Origin of the sequence: Rhodomicrobium sp. Az07 (assembly GCF_018619475.1) — a bacterium.
Lineage (GTDB): Bacteria > Pseudomonadota > Alphaproteobacteria > Rhizobiales > Rhodomicrobiaceae > Rhodomicrobium.
This window is the reverse complement of sequence record NZ_JAHFZG010000014.1, coordinates 71,009-92,212: the sequence shown is the minus strand read 5'-3', so window position 1 is coordinate 92,212 and position 21,204 is coordinate 71,009. Positions and strand designations below refer to the sequence as shown.

19 protein-coding genes are annotated in these 21,204 nt (G+C 62.5%); 1 reads left to right on the top strand and 18 read right to left on the bottom strand.

The window, feature by feature from the left end; all coding sequences use genetic code 11:
- Positions 1-10 precede the first annotated feature (10 nt).
- Both KKP04_RS11520 and KKP04_RS11515 read right to left on the bottom strand, forming a co-directional pair.
- Positions 11-733 (bottom strand): RlmE family RNA methyltransferase, encoded by a 723-nt coding sequence (locus KKP04_RS11520; RefSeq protein ID WP_215031227.1) that lies wholly within the window; start codon positions 731-733, stop codon positions 11-13.
- Positions 696-1,991 (bottom strand): Ppx/GppA phosphatase family protein, encoded by a 1,296-nt coding sequence (locus KKP04_RS11515; RefSeq protein ID WP_215031225.1) that lies wholly within the window; start codon positions 1,989-1,991, stop codon positions 696-698. The genes KKP04_RS11520 and KKP04_RS11515 overlap by 38 nt, the downstream gene beginning before the upstream one ends.
- 412 nt (positions 1,992-2,403) lie before the next feature.
- On the opposite strand from KKP04_RS11515, the gene KKP04_RS11510 reads away from it, so the two are divergent.
- Positions 2,404-4,029, top strand: coding sequence for an acyl-CoA synthetase (locus KKP04_RS11510; protein WP_215031222.1), 1,626 nt, complete (start codon positions 2,404-2,406; stop codon positions 4,027-4,029).
- Between the two features lie 96 nt (positions 4,030-4,125).
- Here KKP04_RS11510 and KKP04_RS15950 read toward each other — a convergent pair whose 3' ends face one another.
- The 16 genes from KKP04_RS15950 to KKP04_RS11430 all read right to left on the bottom strand — a co-directional run bounded on the left by KKP04_RS15950 (position 4,126) and on the right by KKP04_RS11430 (position 21,150).
- Complete coding sequence (locus KKP04_RS15950) at positions 4,126-4,371, bottom strand: FeoC-like transcriptional regulator (protein ID WP_215031219.1); 246 nt, start codon at positions 4,369-4,371, stop codon at positions 4,126-4,128.
- Between the two features lie 7 nt (positions 4,372-4,378).
- Positions 4,379-6,712, bottom strand: coding sequence for a Fe(2+) transporter permease subunit FeoB (feoB, locus tag KKP04_RS11500; protein WP_215031216.1), 2,334 nt, complete (start codon positions 6,710-6,712; stop codon positions 4,379-4,381).
- Positions 6,709-6,942, bottom strand: coding sequence for a FeoA family protein (locus KKP04_RS11495; RefSeq protein ID WP_215031213.1), 234 nt, complete (start codon positions 6,940-6,942; stop codon positions 6,709-6,711). Before KKP04_RS11495 ends, feoB begins: the two co-directional genes overlap by 4 nt.
- A 240-nt stretch (positions 6,943-7,182) precedes the next feature.
- Positions 7,183-8,028 carry an LpxI family protein gene (locus tag KKP04_RS11490; protein WP_215031210.1) on the bottom strand — a complete coding sequence of 282 codons (846 nt, stop codon included), beginning with the start codon at positions 8,026-8,028 and terminating at the stop codon, positions 7,183-7,185.
- An 84-nt stretch (positions 8,029-8,112) separates the two neighbouring features.
- A complete protein-coding gene (lpxA, locus tag KKP04_RS11485; protein ID WP_215031206.1) occupies positions 8,113-8,913 on the bottom strand; it encodes an acyl-ACP--UDP-N-acetylglucosamine O-acyltransferase in 801 nt (266 codons plus the stop codon).
- Between the two features lie 7 nt (positions 8,914-8,920).
- Complete coding sequence (fabZ, locus tag KKP04_RS11480) at positions 8,921-9,442, bottom strand: 3-hydroxyacyl-ACP dehydratase FabZ (protein WP_215031204.1); 522 nt, start codon at positions 9,440-9,442, stop codon at positions 8,921-8,923.
- Positions 9,443-9,453: 11 nt separating this feature from the next.
- Positions 9,454-10,506, bottom strand: coding sequence for a UDP-3-O-(3-hydroxymyristoyl)glucosamine N-acyltransferase (lpxD, locus tag KKP04_RS11475; RefSeq protein WP_215031201.1), 1,053 nt, complete (start codon positions 10,504-10,506; stop codon positions 9,454-9,456).
- A gap of 100 nt (positions 10,507-10,606) precedes the next feature.
- Positions 10,607-12,967, bottom strand: a complete 2,361-nt coding sequence (gene bamA, locus KKP04_RS11470) for an outer membrane protein assembly factor BamA (RefSeq protein WP_215031198.1) — start codon at positions 12,965-12,967, stop codon at positions 10,607-10,609.
- A gap of 203 nt (positions 12,968-13,170) precedes the next feature.
- Positions 13,171-14,331: an RIP metalloprotease RseP gene (gene rseP / locus KKP04_RS11465; RefSeq protein WP_215031195.1), complete on the bottom strand. Its 1,161-nt coding sequence runs from the start codon at positions 14,329-14,331 to the stop codon at positions 13,171-13,173.
- Between the two features lie 114 nt (positions 14,332-14,445).
- Complete coding sequence (gene dxr, locus KKP04_RS11460) at positions 14,446-15,699, bottom strand: 1-deoxy-D-xylulose-5-phosphate reductoisomerase (RefSeq protein ID WP_215031192.1); 1,254 nt, start codon at positions 15,697-15,699, stop codon at positions 14,446-14,448.
- 7 nt (positions 15,700-15,706) lie between these two features.
- Positions 15,707-16,540 carry a phosphatidate cytidylyltransferase gene (locus tag KKP04_RS11455; RefSeq protein WP_215031189.1) on the bottom strand — a complete coding sequence of 278 codons (834 nt, stop codon included), beginning with the start codon at positions 16,538-16,540 and terminating at the stop codon, positions 15,707-15,709.
- Between the two features lie 42 nt (positions 16,541-16,582).
- Complete coding sequence (locus KKP04_RS11450; RefSeq protein WP_256437991.1) at positions 16,583-17,305, bottom strand: isoprenyl transferase; 723 nt, start codon at positions 17,303-17,305, stop codon at positions 16,583-16,585.
- Between the two features lie 382 nt (positions 17,306-17,687).
- Positions 17,688-18,254, bottom strand: coding sequence for a ribosome recycling factor (gene frr / locus KKP04_RS11445; RefSeq protein WP_215031186.1), 567 nt, complete (start codon positions 18,252-18,254; stop codon positions 17,688-17,690).
- A 42-nt stretch (positions 18,255-18,296) separates the two neighbouring features.
- Positions 18,297-19,025, bottom strand: a complete 729-nt coding sequence (gene pyrH, locus KKP04_RS11440) for a UMP kinase (protein ID WP_215031183.1) — start codon at positions 19,023-19,025, stop codon at positions 18,297-18,299.
- 64 nt (positions 19,026-19,089) lie between these two features.
- Complete coding sequence (gene tsf / locus KKP04_RS11435; protein ID WP_215031180.1) at positions 19,090-20,019, bottom strand: translation elongation factor Ts; 930 nt, start codon at positions 20,017-20,019, stop codon at positions 19,090-19,092.
- A gap of 57 nt (positions 20,020-20,076) precedes the next feature.
- Entirely contained in the window at positions 20,077-21,150 is a 1,074-nt protein-coding gene (locus KKP04_RS11430) for a 30S ribosomal protein S2 (protein WP_215031177.1), read from the bottom strand.
- Between the last annotated feature and the right edge of the window lie 54 nt (positions 21,151-21,204).

Below are 21,204 nucleotides of genomic sequence, written 5' to 3'. Positions count from 1 at the left end.
GCCCGAGCGGCTACTGTTCTTCGTCCGCGCCTTCGCCCTCATCAAGCTTCCCGCGATAGCCCGTCGCGAGCACGTAAAGCTCGGGGCTCTCCGCGCGGCTCGCCTTCGGCTTGATGTGGCGCACGGTCGCGAAATCTCGCTTCAAAACGTCGAGCAAGCTTTTCTCGCTGCCCCCCTGAAACACCTTGGCGAGGAAGAAGCCGCCGGGCGCCATCACGCGCAACGCGAAGGCCAGCGCTTCCTCGGCAAGCCCCATGATACGCAAATGATCGGTCGGGCGGTGGCCTGTCGTGGGCGCGGCCATGTCCGACAGCACCGCGTTCGGGCGGCGGCCCGCCAGCACTTCGAGCAGGCGCTCGTCGGCGGCGGGATCGGAGAAATCCTGCTGGAGGATGGTCACGCCCGGAATGTCGTCGAATACGAGATAGTCGAGCGCCACCACCGCGCCGCGCCCGTCCGCCGCTTTCACACGAGTCGCCGCGACCTGACTCCAGCCGCCCGGCGCGGCGCCGAGGTCGACGACGATGTCGCCCGGCTTCAGAAGCCCATATTTTTCGGCGATCTCTTCGAGCTTGTAAGCGGCGCGGCTGCGATAGCCGTCACGCTTTGCCGCGGCGACGTAAGGGTCGTTCAACTGCCGCTCAAGCCATTGGCGCTGCGAGGCCGTGCGCCCGCGCGTCTTCTTCAGCTTGACCTTAAAGGATCGGTCCGGATTTTGCTCTCGCTTCGTCATGCGCCGATAATGCCGGATCGAGACGAAGTTTGCCGACATTTTTTTCGGCGAGACCGCGCTCGCGGATGGCATCTTCGGCGATCAGCGTCGCAAGGATGCCTTCGCGCAAGCCTCTGTCGGCGACGCGAAGCGACGTCACGGGCCAGACGCGGATCATCGCTTCCATGATCGCGCAGCCCGCGAGGATGAGATCGGCGCGCTCCGCTCCGATGCAGGGCTGCGCCGCGCGCTCCGCCCAGTCCATCGCCGCGATGCGCTTCGACACGTCGCGGATGCTGTCGGTCGAAAGCCAGCAGCCGTCAACCTTCGCACGCGTATATTCGGCGAGGCCGAGATAGACGCCCGCGATCGTTGTCACGGTGCCCGACGTGCCGAGCAGATGCGTATCGGCGCTTGCGATCTTCGCGCCGATGCCGTTCGTCCGGCTGAAAGGTTCGAGTTCCGCCTGCACGAAGCGCACCATGTCCTCGAACTGGAAGCCCTCGGCCCGGCTCGACCCGAAGCGCTCGGCGAGCGTCACCACGCCGAAAGGCAGAGAGGTCCACGCCTCGATGCAATCCTGGATGCGCAACCGGTCCTCGATGGAAATGCGCCGCGCGCGCCGTCCGGTCTTGAGGTTGAGCCAGACGAATTCCGACGAGCCGCCGCCGATATCGAAGATGAGCGCATAGTCGCTCTGCTTGTCGATGAGCGAGGCGCAGCCTGAAACGGCAAGGCGCGCTTCCGTCTCCCGGCCGATGATTTCGAGCGAGAGGCCGGTCTCGCGCTTCACGCGGGCGATGAAATCCGGCCCGTTCTTCGCGATCCGGCAGGCTTCGGTTGCCACAAGCCGCGACCGCGTGACGCCGCGGCGCGTCATCTTGGCGGAGCAGACCTTGAGCGCCTCGATGGTGCGGGCGATGGCCTCTTCCGACAGCACGCCGGACACGCTGACCCCTTCGCCGAGCTTGATGATGCGCGAGAAGGCGTCGATCACGAAGAAGCCGCGACGCGAGGGGCGCGCCACGAGAAGGCGGCAATTGTTGGTGCCGAGGTCGAGCGCGCCGTAAATGGCGGATGATGGAGATTCCGTCGCGTCGGTCCCGCGAGCGACTGTACCCGAACGATAGACCGGCGGATTGACCGTGATGGCTGAACCTGGAGTGGCCGTGGAGGCGCAAGGGGCGACGGAAACAGGAAAAGAAACTCCGGCCTTCTCTTCGAAGACGGCGGTGTCTTGCTCTCCCGAGATGGCGCCGCCTCTTTCTCCGATGGCCAAACGAACCTCCGTCTGCGTTATTTTTCGCAGTTTACGTCTTGTCGCCCCACTAACAGAGAAGACTAACAGTTTTTTTAGCATCCGCAAACGAAAGACATCGCTCGGGGCGGAGGCAGGATGAAATGCAAGGCAGGGCCGGTTGGCATCCTTGCAGCCTGTCGACTGGGCGCAACGTCACCTCGGTGCAGGCATCGGCCGTGCGCGCTCGGCCTGTTTCCGGAAATGATCCACTGAAGTTGTATCCCTTGGTCTGATGCGCCAAGGTTTCGGTTTTTCGAGCCGACGATTTACGCTAAAAACCGGTATAGCTGTTTGATGAGGCGTCATCACGGGCAGAACGCTTCCGGCCCTGAAGAGGCCCCGGATTTTGTTGGCTTCCGCTCGCGCTGACGGCGCTGCTCCGAGGGCCACCATGACCGCCGCCTACACGCAAAATCTCGACAAGACCCCTGCCAACCACCAGCCGCTGACGCCGCTCGGCTTTCTCGCGCGCGCGGCGCGGGTCTACCCGAACCACCCGGCTGTGGTGCACGGCTCGAAGACCTACACCTACGCCGAATTTTACGCCCGCTCGCGCCGACTGGCCTCGGCGCTGTCGAAGCTCGGCATCGGCAAGAACGACACCGTGTCGGTGATGCTGCCGAACGTGCCCGCGATGCTCGACGCGAAGTATGGTGTGCCCATGGCGGGCGCGGTGCTGCACTCGATCAATACGCGCCTCGACGCGGCCAACATCGCCTTCATGCTCGACCACGCCGAAACGAAGGTGATCATCACCGACACCGAATATGCGAAGGTCATGGCCGAGGCGCTGAAGCTTACGGACCGGAAGCCCGCCATCATCGACTATGCGGATACGGAGTTTCCCGGTCTCGGCGCGCGGCTTTCGGATGTCGAATACGAAGACTTCATCGCGGACGGCGATCCGGAATTCGCATGGAAGATGCCCGACGACGAGTGGGACGCGATCTCGCTCAATTACACGTCCGGCACCACCGGCAACCCTAAGGGCGTCGTCTATCATCATCGCGGCGCGTATCTATTGAGCCTCGGCAACGTGCTCGCCGGGCAAATCGGCCGACACCCGACCTATCTCTGGACGCTGCCGATGTTCCATTGCGACGGCTGGTGCTTCGGCTGGACGATCCCGCTCGTGGGCGGCACACAGGTGTGCCTGCGCTATGTGCGCCCGGACGCGATCTGGACTTCGCTTTACGAGCACGAAATCACGCATCTCTGCGGCGCGCCCATCGTCATGTCCACGATCCTCAACGCGCCCGCCGAAGTAAAGCGCAAGCTGAATCACAAGGTGCAGTTCCTCACGGCCGCCGCCCCGCCGCCGGAAGTGGTGCTCGCCGAAATGCGCGAGGCGGGCTTCAACGTCACCCACGTCTACGGCCTGACGGAAACTTACGGCCCGTCGGTTGTGAACGAGTGGAAGGGCGAATGGGACGCGCTCGACGGCGCCGCGCAGGCGCAGAAGAAGGCGCGGCAGGGCGTGCGCTACGTGCCGCTCGAAGACCTCTCCGTGATCGACCCGCTCACCATGCAGCACGTTCCCGCCGACGGCGAGACGCTCGGCGAAGTCATGTTTCGCGGCAACGTCGTCATGAAGGGCTATCTCAAGAACAAGGACGCCACCGAGGACGCGCTTGCGGGCGGCTGGTTCCACTCGGGCGACCTCGGCGTCATGCACCCGGACGGCTACATCCAGCTCAAGGATCGCTCGAAGGACATCATCATCTCGGGCGGCGAGAACATCTCGTCCATCGAAGTCGAGGACGTGCTGTTCAAGCATCCGGCGGTGCAGGCGGCGTCCGTGGTGGCGAAGCATGACGAGAAATGGGGCGAGACGCCCTGCGCGTTCATCGAGTTGAAGCCGGGCGCGACCGTGACGGCCGAGGAAATCATCGCGTGGTGCCGTCAGCATCTCGCGGCGTACAAATGCCCGCGCCATGTGGTGTTCAACGAACTGCCGAAGACGTCTACCGGCAAGATCCAGAAATACATCCTGCGCGAGATGGCGAAGACCTCGTAAACCTCATAGCTCAGGCAAAAAAACCTTCCGCGACTCGCATGCCGGTTCGCGGAAGGGCGCCGCGAGGAGCGCTCGAAGCCCCTCGCGGCGATGCCGTCAATGGGAGGAACTGGACGTCGGCCCAACCCATTCAAACACTTCCACGCATTCGCAGGATGCGGAACACCCGCGGCCGCACGGCGCCTCAGCGACGGGCAATTTCCGAACGCGCCCCTTGGAAACCATGAGATCGAGCGCGCCGCGAACGGCATCCTGAGACGATCCGAAATAGATCGACATTTCAGAAAGCGTGGCTTGCCTCCGGTTCTGAAGGTAGCGGCTGAGTTCGGACAAGGTGATCATGCGGCCCTCATTTCGCCGGAACCGCCGCAAGGCGACGCCCTTGCGCGAAACCTGCGAGCCACATCGACACCAGCGTCACGCAGAAGACGAGCGCGCATATCATGAGCCAGCTTTGCGCCGTCGCCGGATCGCGGCTGTATGTGGCGATCTGGTAGAACGACACCGCCGTGATGTAGCCAAGGCCAGTCGTCCAGACAGTTGCGAAGGCCGTCCACCCCATGCCGATCTCATGCCGGATGGCGCCAAGAGCGGCCACGCATGGCACATAAAGCAGGATCAGCAGCATATAGGCGAAAGCGCCTGCCATCCCGTCGAAGCGCGACTGCATGGCGCCGAACACCTGGCTGTTGACTTCGAGCTTTTCGGCCGCCTGTGTCGAGTCGCCCACATAGCCGACGTCGATGCCGAGCGGATCGAGCAGCTTGCCGCCGATCTCGGCGAGATTGGCAGGAACGGTTGCCGCCGCTTCGCTGAGTTTGTCGAGCACGGTCGGGCTTTCCTCCGCCGCCTTCTCGCCGCCTTCGCCCTCAGCGGCGTCGACCTGCGAGTACAAGGCGTTCAGCGTGCCGACAACGGCTTCCTTCGCGAAAATGCCGGTGAACAGGCCGACGGCGGCGGGCCAGTTCTCATCGGTCAAACCGATGGGCCTGAACACCGGGACGAGTTCTTGACTGACCGAGGCGAGCACCGAATCCTTGGTGTTCTCGCGGCCGATGCTGCCGTCCGTTCCCGTGTTGGCGAGCACGCTCAACACCATGACCATCGGCACGATGATCTGGCCCGCGTTGAGGATGAACCGGCGCAGTCGCTGCCACGCCTGAATGACGACGGTCCGTATCGTCGGCACATGATAGGGCGGCAGTTCCATGATGAAGGGCGAAACCTCGCCGCGAAGCAGCGTGTGCTTCAGGATGAGGCCGGTCATCACGGCGAACAGGATGCCGATGATGTAGAGGAGGAAAACGATGTTCTGCCCACTCCACGGGAAGAACGCGGCGGCGAACAGCGCGAACACCGGCAATCTCGCCCCGCATGACATGAACGGGGCCATCATGATGGTGAGGATGCGGTCGCGGCGCGTTTCGAGCGTGCGCGTAGCCATCACCGCCGGTACGTTGCAGCCGAAGCCGACGATGAGCGGAACGAAGGATTTGCCGGGCAACCCGATGGCCCGCATGGCGCGGTCCATGACGAAAGCCGCGCGCGCCATGTAGCCCGAGTCCTCAAGGAATGAGAGGAACAGGAAGAGACAGGCGATGATCGGAACGAAGGTCGCTACGGTCTGCAAGCCACTGCCGAAGCCCTTCACCAACACCTGGAACAGGTCCGGGGCGCCGATGGCGGTGAGCCCCTGCTCGGGCAGATCGATGAACAGCGCTTCGCCACCCTTGTCGAAGAAGTCGATGAAGGCGCCGCCGACCACGATGGTGAAGAGGAACATCAAATACATCGCGACGAGGAAGATCGGTACGCCGAGGAAGCGATTGAGCGCAACGGCGTCGATGCGGTTCGTCAGCGTTGTCGAGACCTGGCGCTTCTGGCGATGGCACGCCTCCATGATCCCGGCGATGAAACCGAACCGCCCGTCCGCGATGACGATGTCGGCGTCCTCGCCGCATTCCTTTTCGATGTCGGCGCGAAGGCGTTTCGCCTCAGCAGCGAGGCTCGGGCCGGCGATCCGCTCGGCCAGATCGTCGCCCTCGATGAGCTTCAGCGCGACCCACCGCGGATCGACGCCCGCTGCCGCGGCCGCATCGGACAAGCCGGGCGTCAGAGCCTCGATCGCCTGTTCGACCGCAGGAACCTGTGTCGGCCGGACGCAAGGGGCCGGAGCGGTCTGCGCTGCCTTGGCGATCTCCGCCTTGAGCGCGTCGCCACCCCTGCGCTTGCTCGCGACCATGGGCACCACGGGGCAGCCGAGCGCCTGACCGAGCGCCGCAGCGTCGATCGCAACCCCGCCCCTTTCGGCGAGGTCGGACATGTTCAGCGCGATGACGAGCGGAACGCCCATCTCAAGCAACTGCGTGGTGAGATACAGATTTCGTTCGAGGTTCGACGCATCGACGATGTTGACAACGAGGTTCGCTTCGCCGCTCAGGATGTAATCGCGCGCGACGCGCTCGTCTTCAGAGCCCCGCCCGACATTTGCAAGCAGGTAAACGCCCGGCAGATCGACGATATCAAACCGCGTGCCCTTCCACGCATAGGCCCCGAGCTTTTTCTCCACGGTAACGCCCGGCCAGTTGCCGATGGTTTGGGTCGCCCCGGTCAGCATATTGAAAAGTGTTGTTTTGCCGCAGTTTGGATTGCCGGCAAATGCAATCGTGGAATTGGTTTTCATGAGAGGCGCTCGACTTCCAGAATGGCCGCTTCACCTTTCCGAAGCGTGAGTTTGAAGTTTCTCACCTTGATTTCGATCGGATCGCCGAGCGGGGCGCGGCGCTGAACCGAGAACGTCGCGCCGGGCGTCAGGCCCATCGCGAGAAGGCGCTGGCGATAGCCTCGGTCGCCTGAAGAAAACCCGACAACGCGGGCGTTTTCTCCAACCCTGAGATTTTCGAGAGTGATCATGGTGCGCGGGAGAACCTTCAATTAACGGGAGGAAACAGCGTCCTGCCGACGGATTCGATAACGAATCCGCCCCACCCTCTCAATGATGAGATAGTGCTTGGAACGAGAGACCTGTACAACATTTGTAAAATAGATTCGCAAATATCAAAAGGTCAACATATTTGTTTTATTTGAAACTGGAGTAATTCTAATGTGTTTCTGGCGAATGATTGAGCATTTTCCAGCAAGGGTTTGACCGCGTCATTCTGCCCTGTCCATCCCATAGAGAAAAAGCCCGAGCGCGTCCGCCTTTTCCACGATGGCCTGCTGTTCCGCCAGCAGGACGGCTCCTGCCGCAACAGCGATCCCGGCAAGCCCGGCCTCGGCCGCGAGTTCAACCGTGCGCGGGCCTATGGCCGGCATGTCGAGGCGGAGATCCTGACCCGGCTTCGGCGTCTTCACAAGCACGCCTTGCCTGTTCTTGAAGCCCCAGCGGTTGAGATCGCGACAACGCGTGAGCATCGCGTCGGTCCCCTCCGCCGCCTCCACCGCGAGGACGTAGCCGCGCGCCACGACAGCGCCCTGCCCGATATCGTACTCGCCCAGCGCGCGCGCAACATTAAAGGCGAGGCGGATATCGGCAAGCGCTTCGGCGTCCGGCGCAGCCCCCGAGAATACGCCTGTAGGGGCAAGCAGGCGCGGTGCGACCTCATGCGCCGCCAGAACTTCAAAGCCGCGCGCCTCGAAAAACCGAGCCACCGCGCGCAACACGGAATCATCCCCCCCGCGCAGAAGACGGAGAATTTCCGGCAGGTAGCGCACGAAACCGGTGTCGATCCTCAGACGCAAGAGATTGGGCCGACGCAAACTGCCGACGAACACAATGCGCTCGCAGCCCTCGCGGCGGAGCGTACCGAGGATGCGGCCGATCTGGCCGATACCGGCATAGCAGTGCGGAAAGCGTTCGATGGCGGGGTGGGCATTGCCGCTGAGGCCGACGATGAAGGGACGTTCGCCCCGCGCTGCTGCCGCTTCGGCAACGGCGAGCGGCAGTGTCCCGCCTCCCGCGACGATGCCGATGCGCGAAGCGTTGATGCCGTTGCGCATGCGTTTGTCCACCTGGTGCTCTGACGTTATTTGGCGGTCTACTGCCGCATGCTCTGAATGCGCCCCTCAAGAACCGCGCGACGCTCACGCCTGAGGGCGCGGCACGCAGAACGAGCGATCCGTCTTTGCCCGCATGAACGACAGGATGCGCTGCACGGCGGGATCGTCCGCGAACATTTTCTCGACGTCGTCGAGACGCTCGCCCAGGGTGCCTTCCGCCGAAAAGAGAAGGCGATAGGCCTTGCGCAGCGAGTGGATCTGCTCCCGCTCGAAGCCGTGCCGCTTCAAGCCGACGATGTTGAGCCCGGCAAGGGCCGCACGATTTCCCAATACCATGCCGAACGGGATGACGTCCGATTCGACACCCGACATGCCGCCGACGAAAGCGTGCGCGCCGACGCGAACCCATTGGTGAACCGCCGAAAGCCCGCCAAGAATCGCGTAGTCTTCGACCGTGACATGGCCCGCGAGTGTCGCATTGTTGATGAGGAAGACATGATCGCCGATCTGGCAATCATGCGCGACATGACTGCCGGCGAGAAAGAGGCAATGGCTGCCGACGCGCGTCACATGGCCGCCGCCTGCCGTGCCGCCGTTCATGGTGACATGCTCGCGAACGGTGGTGTGAGCCCCGACGAGAAGCTCGCTGCGCTCGCCCTTGTATTTTACGTCCTGCGGCGGGCCGCCCAGCACAGCGAAGGGATGAATTTCGCACCCCTCACCTATTTCCGTCGCGCCGGTTATGACGGCGTGCGCGTGAACCCTGACGTTCTTGCGCAACGTGACATTCGGTCCGATCACCGCGAACGGCCCGATTTCAACGCCCTCTTCGAGCGTTGCGCGCGGATCGATTGCCGCCGAAGAATGCACCAGCATCTCTGTCATGACAGACCTACGCGTTCTCAGCGCCCTTGTTGTCGTTTGCGTCGACGATCATGGCGCTGATCTCCGCTTCCGCCACAAGCTGACCGTTCACCCTGGCTTCGCCGTCGAACCGCCAGACGCGCCCGCGATTACGTTTCTTCGTCATGTGGAAGTGGACCTGATCGCCCGGCAGCACAGGCCGGCGGAACCGGGCGCGGTCGATAGACATGAAGTAAACGAGTTGCGGCTCGAAGTTCGACAGGCTCGCCATGCAGAGCGCACCGGCCGTTTGCGCCATGCCCTCGATGAGAAGTACGCCTGGCATCACCGGAAAACCCGGAAAATGCCCCTGAAAGAACGGCTCGTTTATGGTGACGTTCTTGATGCCGATCGCGGAATTGTCGCCATCCATCTCGATGATACGGTCGACGAGCAGGAAGGGGTAGCGATGGGGCAGCAGCTTCATAACGCGCGCAATGTCGGCAGTGCCAAGCTCCTTGCGTTCGGGCCGCGCGTCGCCGTTCAGTTGGTCTTCGGATGTGTTTGACATGCTCATGACTTCTATTCGTTCGTATCACCGGAGGTATCCGCGCCCTTGCGCTTCGCTAGACGCTTGAGTGTCGCCACTTCGCGCGCCCATGCCGCCATGGGCTTGGCTGGGGTGCCTCCCCATCGTTCGCCGCGAGGAATATCTGACGAAACGCCGCTCTGCGCGCCGATCTGGGCGCCCGCTCCGATTCTGATATGCCCGACTGTCCCGCATTGGCCGCCCATCGCGACGTAGTCTTCGAGGACGGTGCTGCCTGAGATACCTGTCAGAGCAGCAATGACGCAATGCCGCCCGATGACGACGTTATGGGCGATCTGGACGAGATTGTCGATCTTCGTACCTTCGCCGATGATCGTATCCCTCAGCGCGCCCCTGTCGATGGCGCTGTTCGCGCCGATCTCGACGTCGTCCTGAATGATGACGCGGCCGACTTGCCGGACCTTATAATGGCCGCCGGGCCCCATTGCGAAGCCGAACCCGTCCTGCCCAACGCGCGCGCCAGCGTGGATGATGACGCGATTGCCAATAAGCGCGTGCGTGATCGATGCGCCGGGACCGATGAAGCTGTAACGGCCGATGGCGACGCGGTAACCGATTACCGCGCCTGCCGCGATGCGCGTGCCCCGGCCGATGGATGCGCCAGGGCCGACAACCGCGCCCGGCTCGATGAACGCGCCCTCTTCGATCTGCGCGGTTTCGTCGACAAGCGAAGCGCCGGGCGCAACTTTCGGTGTGCCGGCATCGGGAAAGAACAGTTCGAGTGCGCGGGCGAATGCGCGATAAGGATCGCGCGCAACGAGAGGCACGGCGGTTTCGGGAAGCTTGGCTGCCGCATCCCGTGACACAAAGACTGCTGCAGCCTCGGTGACCTTGAGCGCCGCGAGATATTTGCGGTTGTCGAAGAAGGACACGTCGTCCGGGCCAGCGTCGTCGAGCGTTCTGATCGCCGCGATCTTGCGCCCACCGAGAGACAGGAACGCTTCCGGGATCGTCGCATCCGCATGAGCGACGAGTTCGAAGAGTGTGTGAGGCCCCGCGGGCGCCCAGAAGCCGGGATGATCCATATGAACCTGGCCCAAAAGTTAAAATGCCAAGCGAGCTTGAGCCCGCTTAGCATCGTTAATGGCGATCGTAAAGTCCAAGGCGCGAGGCCGAAAGACGCGATCAGAACTTGGTTGCCGCGCCGAAACGGAAGACCTGCGTTTCGTCGTAGCTTGCCTTGGCCAAGGCATAGGCGAAGTCTGCGCGGAGCGGACCGACCGGCGAGTTCCAGAGGATCGAGGCGCCGACCGATGCCCGGATGTCGTTGGAGTCGTAGGTGCCTTTGTAACCGCAGGCCACCAAATCGCCGCCGCAACCGCTCTTTGCGCTGTTCGCATACTGAATTGCATAAGCCCCAGCATCCGAGCCCCAGACCGAACCCGCATCCGCGAACACCGCGCCACCGAAGCCGAGGTCGTCCGGGATGAAGGGCAGCGGGAAGCGGACTTCAGCCGTGGCCGCCCAGAAGTTCTTACCGCCGACCGGGTCGTCGGTATACTTGTCACGCGGGCCGAGGCCAGCCGTAGCGAAGCCGCGCACGGTCTCGCCGCCTTTGAAGAAGCTGTCCACGATACGGACGTTCTGATCGTCCCAGCCGGTTATGTTGCCGCCGATGGCGCGACCGACGAGGGTGATCTGCTTCGTGATCGGATAGTAGCCGCGACCTTCCGCGACGGAGCGGATGTAGTTCACGTCGCCGCCGATACCGGCCACATCCTGCGCGAAGGAGAAGTAGAAGCCTCGCGACGGGTTCTTGCGGTTGTTGCGGGTATCGTAGATCATCGAGTAGCCGACCGACGAAATCACGGACGTCCCTTCGATCTGCTTCACGGCGAGCGACGAACCGTCGGCCACGTCGTACACTTCATCCGACATCAGCGTGTAGTTCGTGTTGAGCCACAGGTGGTCGATGAGCGCGAAGCCGAACCGGACGCTGCCGCCAATCTTCAGGTCTGCATATCCGGCGTCGGTATAGGACGACGAGGTGTAGTCGGAATTGCGAGCGAAGGCGTCGAGACCGAACGAGAGGTTGCGATCGAGGAAGCGCGGCTCCGTCCAGCTCACTTCAGCGCCGCCGCTGATCTGGCTGCCCGTAACCTTGACCTGGAGATACTGACCGGTGCCAAGGAGGTTGCGCTCGGTATAGGACACCTCACCGAGAAGACCTTCAGCCGAAGAATAGCCTGCCGCGAAGGAGAGTTCGCCCGTGGACTGCTCTTCGACCGCGACGTTCAGCACCACACGATCCGGCGCGGAGCCCGGCTCCCTGTCAACCTTAACATTCTTGAAGAAGCCGAGAGCAAGAAGGCGCAGACGGGCCTGATCCACCATGATCTTGTTGTAGGCGTCGCCTTCCGCCACGCGGAACTCACGCCGGATGACGAAGTCTTCGGTGCGGTAGTTGCCGACAACATTGATGCGCTCGATATAGATGCGCGGGCCCTGCTCCACGACATAGGTCACGGAGATGGTGCGGTTCACCGGATCGCGGTCTATGCGGGGCCGGACCTGCCCGAAGGCAAAGCCCTGCTCGGCGACAGCCACCGTCAGGCGTTCAGCGGTACGGTCCACGAGCTCGGCGTTGTAAACGTCGCCCGGCTTCGTCAGCAGATTGCCCCGAACCGTCTCCGCCGCGAATGTCGGAAGCGTCGATTCGACGTCCACGCCGCCGAAGAAATATTGCTGCCCTTCGTCGATGGTGAATGTCAGGAAGAAGCCTTTGCCTTCCCGATCAACGTCCGCAACCGCAGACATGACCCGCATGTCCGCATAGCCGTTCCTGAGGTAGTAGCGGCGCAAAAGCTCGCGATCGAGATTGAAGCGATCGGGGTCATAGACCGATGTCGGCTTCAGGAAGTCGAGGAAGCTCGATTCAGACGTCGTGATGACGCCGCGCAGCTCTGTGTCCGAGAAGGACAGATTGCCGATGAAGTTGATGCCGACGACCTTGGTCTCCGGTCCCTCGCGGATCTCGAAAACGAGGTCGATGCGGTTGTTGTCGAGCTGGATGATCTGCGCATCGACCTGGGTCGCGTAATAGCCCTGACGGCGATAAACGTCGAGCACGCGCTGAACGTCCGCCTGAACCTTGGCCCGCGTGTACATCGTGCGAGCCTTCAGCTGCACCTCTGCCGAGAGCGTGTCGCTCTTGACCTCGCGGTTTCCTTCGAAAGCAACGCGATTGATCAGCGGGTTTTCCACAACCGCGATGACCACCGTGCCCCCCTGAGGAGTGATACGGACGTCCTGGAAAAGTCCTGTGGCGAAAAGCGCGCGCAGGCTTTCATCGGCCTTGTAGGCGTCATAGCGCTGGCCTGCCGTGAAGGTCAGGTAGGACTTGACGGTTTCCGGCTCGATGCGGCGATTGCCCACGACTTTTATGTCGCGAACGACGCCACCTCCCTGGGCGAACACTTCCGTTGAATAGATCGCGCCGGCCGTGACGGTCACCGTCATCGCGGCCGCGAGTAGAACGAGGGTCATGCAGACCCCACGGATTATGCTCGAGCGAAGCATCTGTTTTGTTGCCCCTATTACGCCGGATCCCCACCACAGCAGTTCAATTTGCCAGAGACTAGCAATTTGTGACGCCACGGTGGCTTGTCCCCCACCAATCAGTCTGTTTACGAACCGTATGTTGCCCCCCGGCACCATGCGGCAGACCACTCACTTCCCCTCAACCAACGCTAGCGACGGCAAACGCTTTCCACCTGCGGTGCAGGCGTTGGGCCGCGTGTGATGTCGGCTATGTTATTCCACGTCACGAAAATCATTAACATGATAAGCAAAGTGAATCCAAATTGAAAACCGATTTCCTGGGCCCGCTGGCTCAATGGACGGCCGAGTATGGCTTCCGCGCCATAGAACAAAAGGTGGCCGCCATCCAAAACCGGGATGGGGAACAGGTTGAAGAGTCCAACGCTGATGGAAATGAACGCGATCAACGGGATGAGGTTGAGAAAACCGTCGGATGCGAAGGTCTTCGCGACCTCCGCGATCTTCACCGGACCGCCGAGCGTGCTGGCACAGGCATTGCCCTTGAAAAGTTGTCCAAAAAACTGAAACGGACCCTCGATGATCTGCCAGGTGCGCTCCACGCCGATACCTACGGACTGCGCAAGGCCGACGCTTTCGACCCGGACGTTTTCCCGTCTGGAACCGCCCATCACGCCGAGCCGACCCACGCATTCGTTTTCGGTGAGTTCCGGCACGGCAGTGAGGGCCATGACGCGACCGCCACGCTCCACTTCGATGTCGAGCGGGGATCGCGCGTTCAGCTTCACATGATAGCTGAAATCCTCGAAGCTTTTGACCGGCCTTCCCCCGATGGACAGGATCTTGTCTCCCGCTTCGAGGCCAGCCTTGGCGGCAGGCGTGTTCGGCTCGACGCAAACGATTCGCGGTTCCTGGTAGCTGATGCCGTTCGCCAGCGCGAGGCCGGCGAAAATCGCGATGCCGAGCGCGAAATTTGCGAACGGTCCCGCGAGCACGATCAGCGTGCGCCGCCAGAGATCGGCTGTGTGGAAATTGCCTTTTCGCTCCTCCGGCGTCAGCTTTGCGATGTCTTCGGCGGAGGCGACGCTCGATGCGTTCTCGTCCCCCTTGAACTTCACATAGCCGCCGAGCGGAACCCAGGCGAGCCGCCAGCGAATACCGCTCCGGTCGACGAAGGCCGCGATCTCGGGGCCGAAGCCGACCGAAAAGGTCTCCACCTTGACGCCGAGCGCGCGCGCCGCCAGGAAGTGGCCCAGTTCGTGGATGATGACCACGACGCCGAGCACGAGGAGGAAAGGCACCGTCCAGAGGAAGAACTGCCCGAACGCCGAGGATAAATCCGAGAGAATCATGGGGAACCTTACAGCGAGGAGGCGGAAAGCGACACGTGGGATGCCTTATCGCTTCCGGAACTTGCCGCAGCCTGCGGCTTGATCAGAAGGAATATAAGGCGTTCGACGGAATGCTTAAATACGCGGAGCCGCCGCTTCCGCGACGGTGACGGCGGGACGAGCGGAACAAAGCGCCGATCTGGCGATATCGCGGGCGCGCTCGTCGATGTGCGTGACCGCTTCGAGGCTGTCGGGCAGGACACCGGCGAGCGCGGAAGCCGCCTTGTCGAGCGTACGTTCCACGGCTTCGGAGATGCCGGGAAACGAAATCTGGCGGTTCAGGAAGGCTTCCACCGCCACTTCGTTCGCCGCATTGAGCACGGTTGGCGTATTGCCGCCCGACTTCAGCACCTCCTTTGCGAGACGCAGCGCCGGAAAGCGCACCTCGTCGGGCTTCTCGAAGGTGAGCGTCGCGGACTCTGCAAGGTCGAGCCGCTTGATGCTCTCCGCCTTGAGCCGCTCCGGCCAGGCGAGACTCAACGCGATGGGTGTGCGCATGTCGGGCACGCTCGCCTGCGCGATCACAGAGCCGTCGGTGTAGTAGACGAGCGCGTGGATGATCGACTGCGGATGCACGACGGCATCGAGCTGATCGGCGCGCACCTTGAAGAGGTGAAACGCCTCGATGATTTCGAGGCCCTTGTTCATGAGCGTGGCGCTGTCGATGGTGATTTTCTGCCCCATCGTCCAGTTCGGATGCTTCAGCGCATCCTCGACGCGCGCCGCCGCGATCTGCTCCTTCGTCCACGTGCGGAACGGCCCGCCCGACGCGGTGAGGACGATCTTTTCGACGTGGCGGCCGTCCTGCTCGTCGAGCGACTGGAACACGGCCGAATGCTCCGAATCAACCGGCAGCAGCGTCGTGCCGTAGCGTTCGCGCTCGTTCATGAAGTACACGCCCGCGCAGACGAGACATTCCTTGTTGGCGAGCGCCACCGTGCGCCCCTGCTTCAGCGCCGCAAGCGTCGGCGCGAGGCCCGCATAGCCGACGATGGAGGCCATCACGACATCGGCGTCGCGGGCACCGGCATCGACCACCGCCGACTTGCCCGCGCCGCATTCGATTCCCGTCCCGGCGAGGAGGTCGCGCAGTTCCGCGCCCGCGCCTTCATCGGCGATTGCCGCGAAGCTCGCCTTGAACTGAACGGCAAGGCTCGCGAGCTTCTTCGCGTTGCGGTTCGCCGAGAGAGCCACGACTTCGAATCGGTCGGGGTTCTGTGCAAGGAGATCGCAGGTGCTGTCGCCGATGGTGCCGGTCGCGCCCAGCACGCTGATGCGCTTTCTGGACCCCGCCCCATTCAAACCGTGTGCCTGCCCGTTCTTGGTCATTGATGCCTCACCAGATCAGCAGCGCGCGCCCCGGCTTCAGCGGATCGGCCGCCGCCGCGATCAGGCCAGCGCCCATCGCCGCGAAGACAAGTCCGTCGAGGCGGTCGAGAACGCCGCCATGGCCGGGAATCAGGCCGCTTGAATTCTTTACGCCGAAGGCGCGTTTGATGAATGATTCGCCGAGATCGCCCCCCATCGAGACGATCGCGAGCAAGACGCTGAGACCCGCCATGATTTCGACGGAGGTATGCTCGAACCAGAGCGCGAACAGCACGCCCGCGATGCCCGCCGTCGCGGCGCCGCCGATGAAGCCCGACCATGTCTTGTTGGGCGAGATGCTGGGCGCCAGTTTCGGGCCGCCGAGAAGCCTGCCGACGAAGAAGGCGCCGGTGTCCGCCGACCACACCACGATAAACAGGTAGATGATGGCGTGAAACCCGTAATCGGGATCCTGCCGGATCGCGATGAGCGCGATGGCGGGAAAGCCCGCGTAGTAAACGCCGGCCGCCGACCACCATGGATCGCTCGTGAGTTCGCTGTTTTTGTGCACGCGAAAGACAAGCCAGGTTGCCGTGACGATGAGAGCGATGGCGAGCACGCGCTCCCCGATCAGCGTGGAGTAACCCGCGGCGATGATGGCGACAGTCTGGATGATGAAGATCCGGTCGATGCCGGACCCGCGCACGACGCGGCCCCATTCCCAGCTCATCAGCGTCGCGGCGAAGAGGATCAGCCCCGCGAAGGTCGTTGTCCCGGCGTAGGTCAGAGCCAAGGTCAGAACGACCATGACCAGGGCCGAATTGATCCTGAGAACCAGCTCTGAACTGAGAGGTTTGACCATTATCCTTCGCCCGTTCTGGCGGCTGCTAGGTGCGCGCTGGCGCTATCCCGCAAGGCCGCCGAAACGGCGTTCACGCTGCTGATAAGACGCGATCGCGCTTTCTAACGTCTGTCTTGTAAAGTCCGGCCAGAAATTATCAACGAATAAAAATTCGGAGTACGCGCACTGCCACAGAAGGAAGTTCGAAATGCGCTGCTCCCCGCTCGTCCGGATGAGGAGATCGGGATCGGGAATACCGGCGGTATCGAACTGCTTGGCGAACATCTCCTGCGTGATGTCGGCGGGGTCGATTTCGCCCGCCTTCGCCTGTTCCGCGAGACGCTTCGCCGCACGCACGATTTCATCGCGCGCGCCGTAATTGAAGGCGATGATGAGTTCCATTCCCGTGTTGCCGCCCGTCAGAACCATCGCGTCGCGGAACATGGCGACCAGATCGGGCGGCACGCCCTCATCCGACCCGATGACGCGCACCTTGATGTTGTTCTGATGGATTTCCGCGAGATCCCGGCGGATGAACCGGCGAAGAAGCCCCATGAGATAGGTGACTTCCAGCGGCGGACGCTTCCAGTTCTCCGACGAAAAACTGAACAGCGTCAGATAGGAAATGCCAAGCTCGGCGGCCGCGCGAACGCATTCCCGCGTACTCTCCACACCGCGGCGATGTCCCTCGGAGCGCGGCAAACCTCGCTGCGCCGCCCAACGGCCGTTACCATCCATGATGATGGCGATATGCTTCGGACAAGGGCGCTCATTTCCAGCGGCCAGAGCCTGTTCACGCAATCTCACTTCGAGCACCCATGATTACGAGGCGATTTGCCGCTAGACCCGTCGGGTTCCTGCGCTTTCCGGCCCCGTCACGCCGAAACCCCAACTTACACTCCGGAACCTGCGCCGGGCTTGAAAAGACACGAGTGGAGCGACTTGCACACATGCAACATGCTCGCGTGCAATGTCAAAATTCAAAGCTCTACCAGACACAATACAACTGCCGAGTGATTTCGAGATTCGGCACCAGCCCTCTCGACCTGTAGCCGTACCGATCAGATGGCGCAGCATCCGATCGGTACTGGAATAGTTAAGCGCACGTGGGTTCTCTTGAGTCCGACATTTGCTCGCCGGTGTACGACAGGTAATCGGAATTGAGCCACTAGACCTGCATGATTTCCTGCTCTTTCGTGGCGAGCATTCCGTCGATTTCCTTGATGGTCTTGTCGGTGAGATCCTGCACCTTGGTCGAAGACTTGCCGCTCTCGTCTTCGCTGATCTTGCCGTCTTTTTCGAGCTTCTTGATCTGGTCCATGCCGTCCTTGCGCACGTTGCGCACGGCGACGCGTGCCGTTTCGGCATACCTCTTCGCGATCTTCACGAGTTCCTGGCGGCGCTCCTGGTTCAGTTCCGGAATCGGCAGACGCAGCGTCAGCCCGTCCACAACCGGATTGAGGCCGAGGTTCGACTCGCGGATTGCCTTCTCAACGCCGTGAAGGTTGCTCTTGTCCCACACCTGCACCGTGATGAGGCGCGGCTCCGGCGCGTTGACAGCAGCAACCTGCTGGATCGGCATCTTTGCGCCGTAGGACGTCTGAACCATGATCGGGTCGAGCAGCGTGGTGCTGGCCCGTCCCGTGCGAAGGCCGCCGAATTCGCTTTTCAGCGAGGCGACGGAGCCCTTCATGCGCTTCTCGATTTCCTTGATGTCGAAATTGCCGGTAGCCATCTCCGTCCCCTTCGAGTCTGATAAGTTTCTTCAGGCCCAGATTTATGCGTCCGCGTCGTTTCCCACAACGCTGCAAAGGGCCTCACCGCGCATAACCTTGCCGATTGCGCCTTGTTCGTGCAGCGAGAATACCACGACGGGAATCGCGTTGTCGCGGGCAAGCGCGATGGCCGCTGCGTCCATCACCTTGAGATCGCGTGCCAGCACCTCCGAAAAGGTGAGCCGGTCGTAGCGTTCGGCGCGTGGGTCTTTCTTCGGGTCGGCGGAATAAATGCCGTCAACCTGTGTCGCCTTGAGCAGCGAATCGCAACCGAGTTCGGCGGCGCGAAGCGCGGCCGTGGTGTCGGTGGTAAAGAACGGGTTGCCCGTGCCGCCAGCAAGCACGACGACCTTGCCCGCTTCAAGATCCTCGACGGCCGCGTCGCGCGAGAATGTGGGGCATACCTGCGGTACCGGAAGCCCGGTATAGATTGTCGCGGGCTGGCCGATGCGAACCAGCGTCTGCTGCAATGCCACGCCGTTCATCACGGTCGCGAGCATGCCCATGAAGTCGGCCTTCACGCGGTCAATGCCCTTCGCGGAGCCAGCGAGGCCGCGATAAATGTTCCCGCCGCCGACCACGAGCGCGATGCGCTTGCCGCTGTTTGCCACATCCGCCACGTCGCGCGCGATCGCGTCGAGCGCCTGCGGGTCGATGCCGTATTGTCCGCTGCCCATAAGCGCCTCGCCCGAAATCTTGATGAGCGGGCGGGTAAAAGGAAGGTGCGCCATGGCTTTTCCCTGAGGCTGCGGGAGGACGGACGGCAAAGCTGCCGCCCGCTATATCGGTATACCGTTATTGATTTCCAGCGGCCGCCGCCACTTCCGCCGCGAAATCGCCCTTCTCGGTGACAATGCCCTCGCCGAGTTCGAAGCGAACGAAGCCCGTGACCGTGATCGGCGCGCCGGCTTCCGTCTCGGCTTCCTTCACCGCCTTCTCGACGGTGAGATCGGGATTGATCACGAAAGCCTGCTTCAGGAGGACGACCTCCTGATAGAACTTCCGGATACGGCCCTCGATCATCTGCGCGATGACCTTTTCCGGCTTGCCGCTTTCCCTCGCCTGTTCGGTGAAGATCGCGCGTTCGCGCTCGACGACTTCCGGATCGACTTCCTCATCCTTCAGCGCAAGCGGGTTCGTCGCCGCGACATGCATCGCGATCTGACGGCCGATCTCGGTGAGCTTTTCCGCCTTGCCCGTCGATTCGAGCGCGACGAGCACGCCGATCTTGCCGAGGCCCGGAGCCGCCTGGTTGTGGACGTAGGTCGCCACGACGCCGTCGTTCACCGACAAAGCGGCCGTGCGGCGCAGCGAAATGTTCTCGCCGATGGTGGCGACGAGTTCCTTGAGGTGGTCGGCGACGGACGCCGTCTTGCCCGGATATTCGGTCGCGGCGAGTTTCTCGACGTCGCCGCCAGCGGAAAGCGCGAGCTTCGCGACTTCGGCCACGACCTTCTGGAACTCGGGATTGCGCGCCACGAAGTCGGTTTCCGAATTGACCTCGACCACCGCGCCGCACTTCGCGCCGGACGACACGCCGATCAGACCCTCGGCAGCCACGCGGTCCGCCTTCTTCGCGGCCTTGGACAGGCCTTTCGCGCGAAGCCAGTCGACGGCTGCTTCCATGTCGCCATCCGATTCCGAAAGCGCGGTCTTGCAGTCCATCATACCCGCGCCGGTCTTCTCGCGAAGATCCTTCACCATGCCGGCAGTAATCGCAGCCATTCTCTACCTCATTGGGTTGCGCTGGAGCGCGCTCGCGCGCGCTCCGCATTACTATCCTTAGCTCGTCAGCTCGCGCGCCTGATCGACCCAGTCGCCCTTGGCGATCTGGCCGTTGCCGTGCAGCAGACGGTCGATTTCGTCCAGATTGTCCTGCGTGAACGCCGCGACCTGCCAGAAGTGGAAGATGCCGCGCTCGTTGAGCTTCTTCTCGTGCGCCTTGGTGATGCCGCGCACCTTCTTGAGGTCGTCCTTTTCGCCCTGCGGCTCGGCCAGACCTTCAAGCGTGGTTTCCGCGTCGCCTTCCTTGGCGGCGACGGCGACATGCGCGCCGTTCTTGCCGTTGGTCGCGGGCGCTTCCGGCGCTTCCGCCACTTCCGGCACTTCCTCAAGCGCGGCTTCGGCCACGTCTTCCGATTCGCCGATGTCGATGCCCGACACGCCCTGAGCGCGCTCGATCCCGTCGATGGCCGCGCGCGAAATCAGATCGCAATACAGCGTGATGGCGCGGCCCGCGTCGTCGTTGCCGGGGATCGGATAGTTGACGCCGTCCGGGTTCGAGTTCGAGTCGATGATGGCGATGACCGGGATCTTGAGCTTCTTCGCTTCCTGGATCGCGATGGATTCCTTGTTCGTGTCGATCACGAACAGAAGGTCGGGCACGCCGCCCATGTCCTTGATGCCGCCGAGTTCCTGCTCAAGCTTGTCGCGCTCGCGCGTCAGGTTCAGAAGCTCTTTCTTGGTGAAGCCCTGCCCTTCGCCCGACACGAGGTCGTCGAGATAGCGCAGCCGCTTGATCGAATTGGTGATCGTCTTCCAGTTGGTCAGCATGCCGCCGAGCCAGCGGTGATTGACGTAATATTGCGCGCTGCGCTTCGCCGCTTCCGCGACCGGGTCCGACGCCTGCCGCTTCGTGCCGACGAACAGGATGCGCCCGCCCTGGGCCACCACGTCGCTCGCGGTCACAACCGCCTGATGCAGCAGCGGCACGGTCTTCGACAGGTCGATGATGTGGATCTTGTTGCGCGTGCCGAACAGGTAGTCCGACATTTTCGGGTTCCAGCGGTGCGTCTGGTGACCGAAATGCACGCCAGCTTCGAGGAGCTGGCGCATCGTGAATTGGGGCAGAGTCATGCTATGTCCTTCGTCCGGTTAAGCCGCCGCGGGGCGTGTGGATGGCGATGCCAT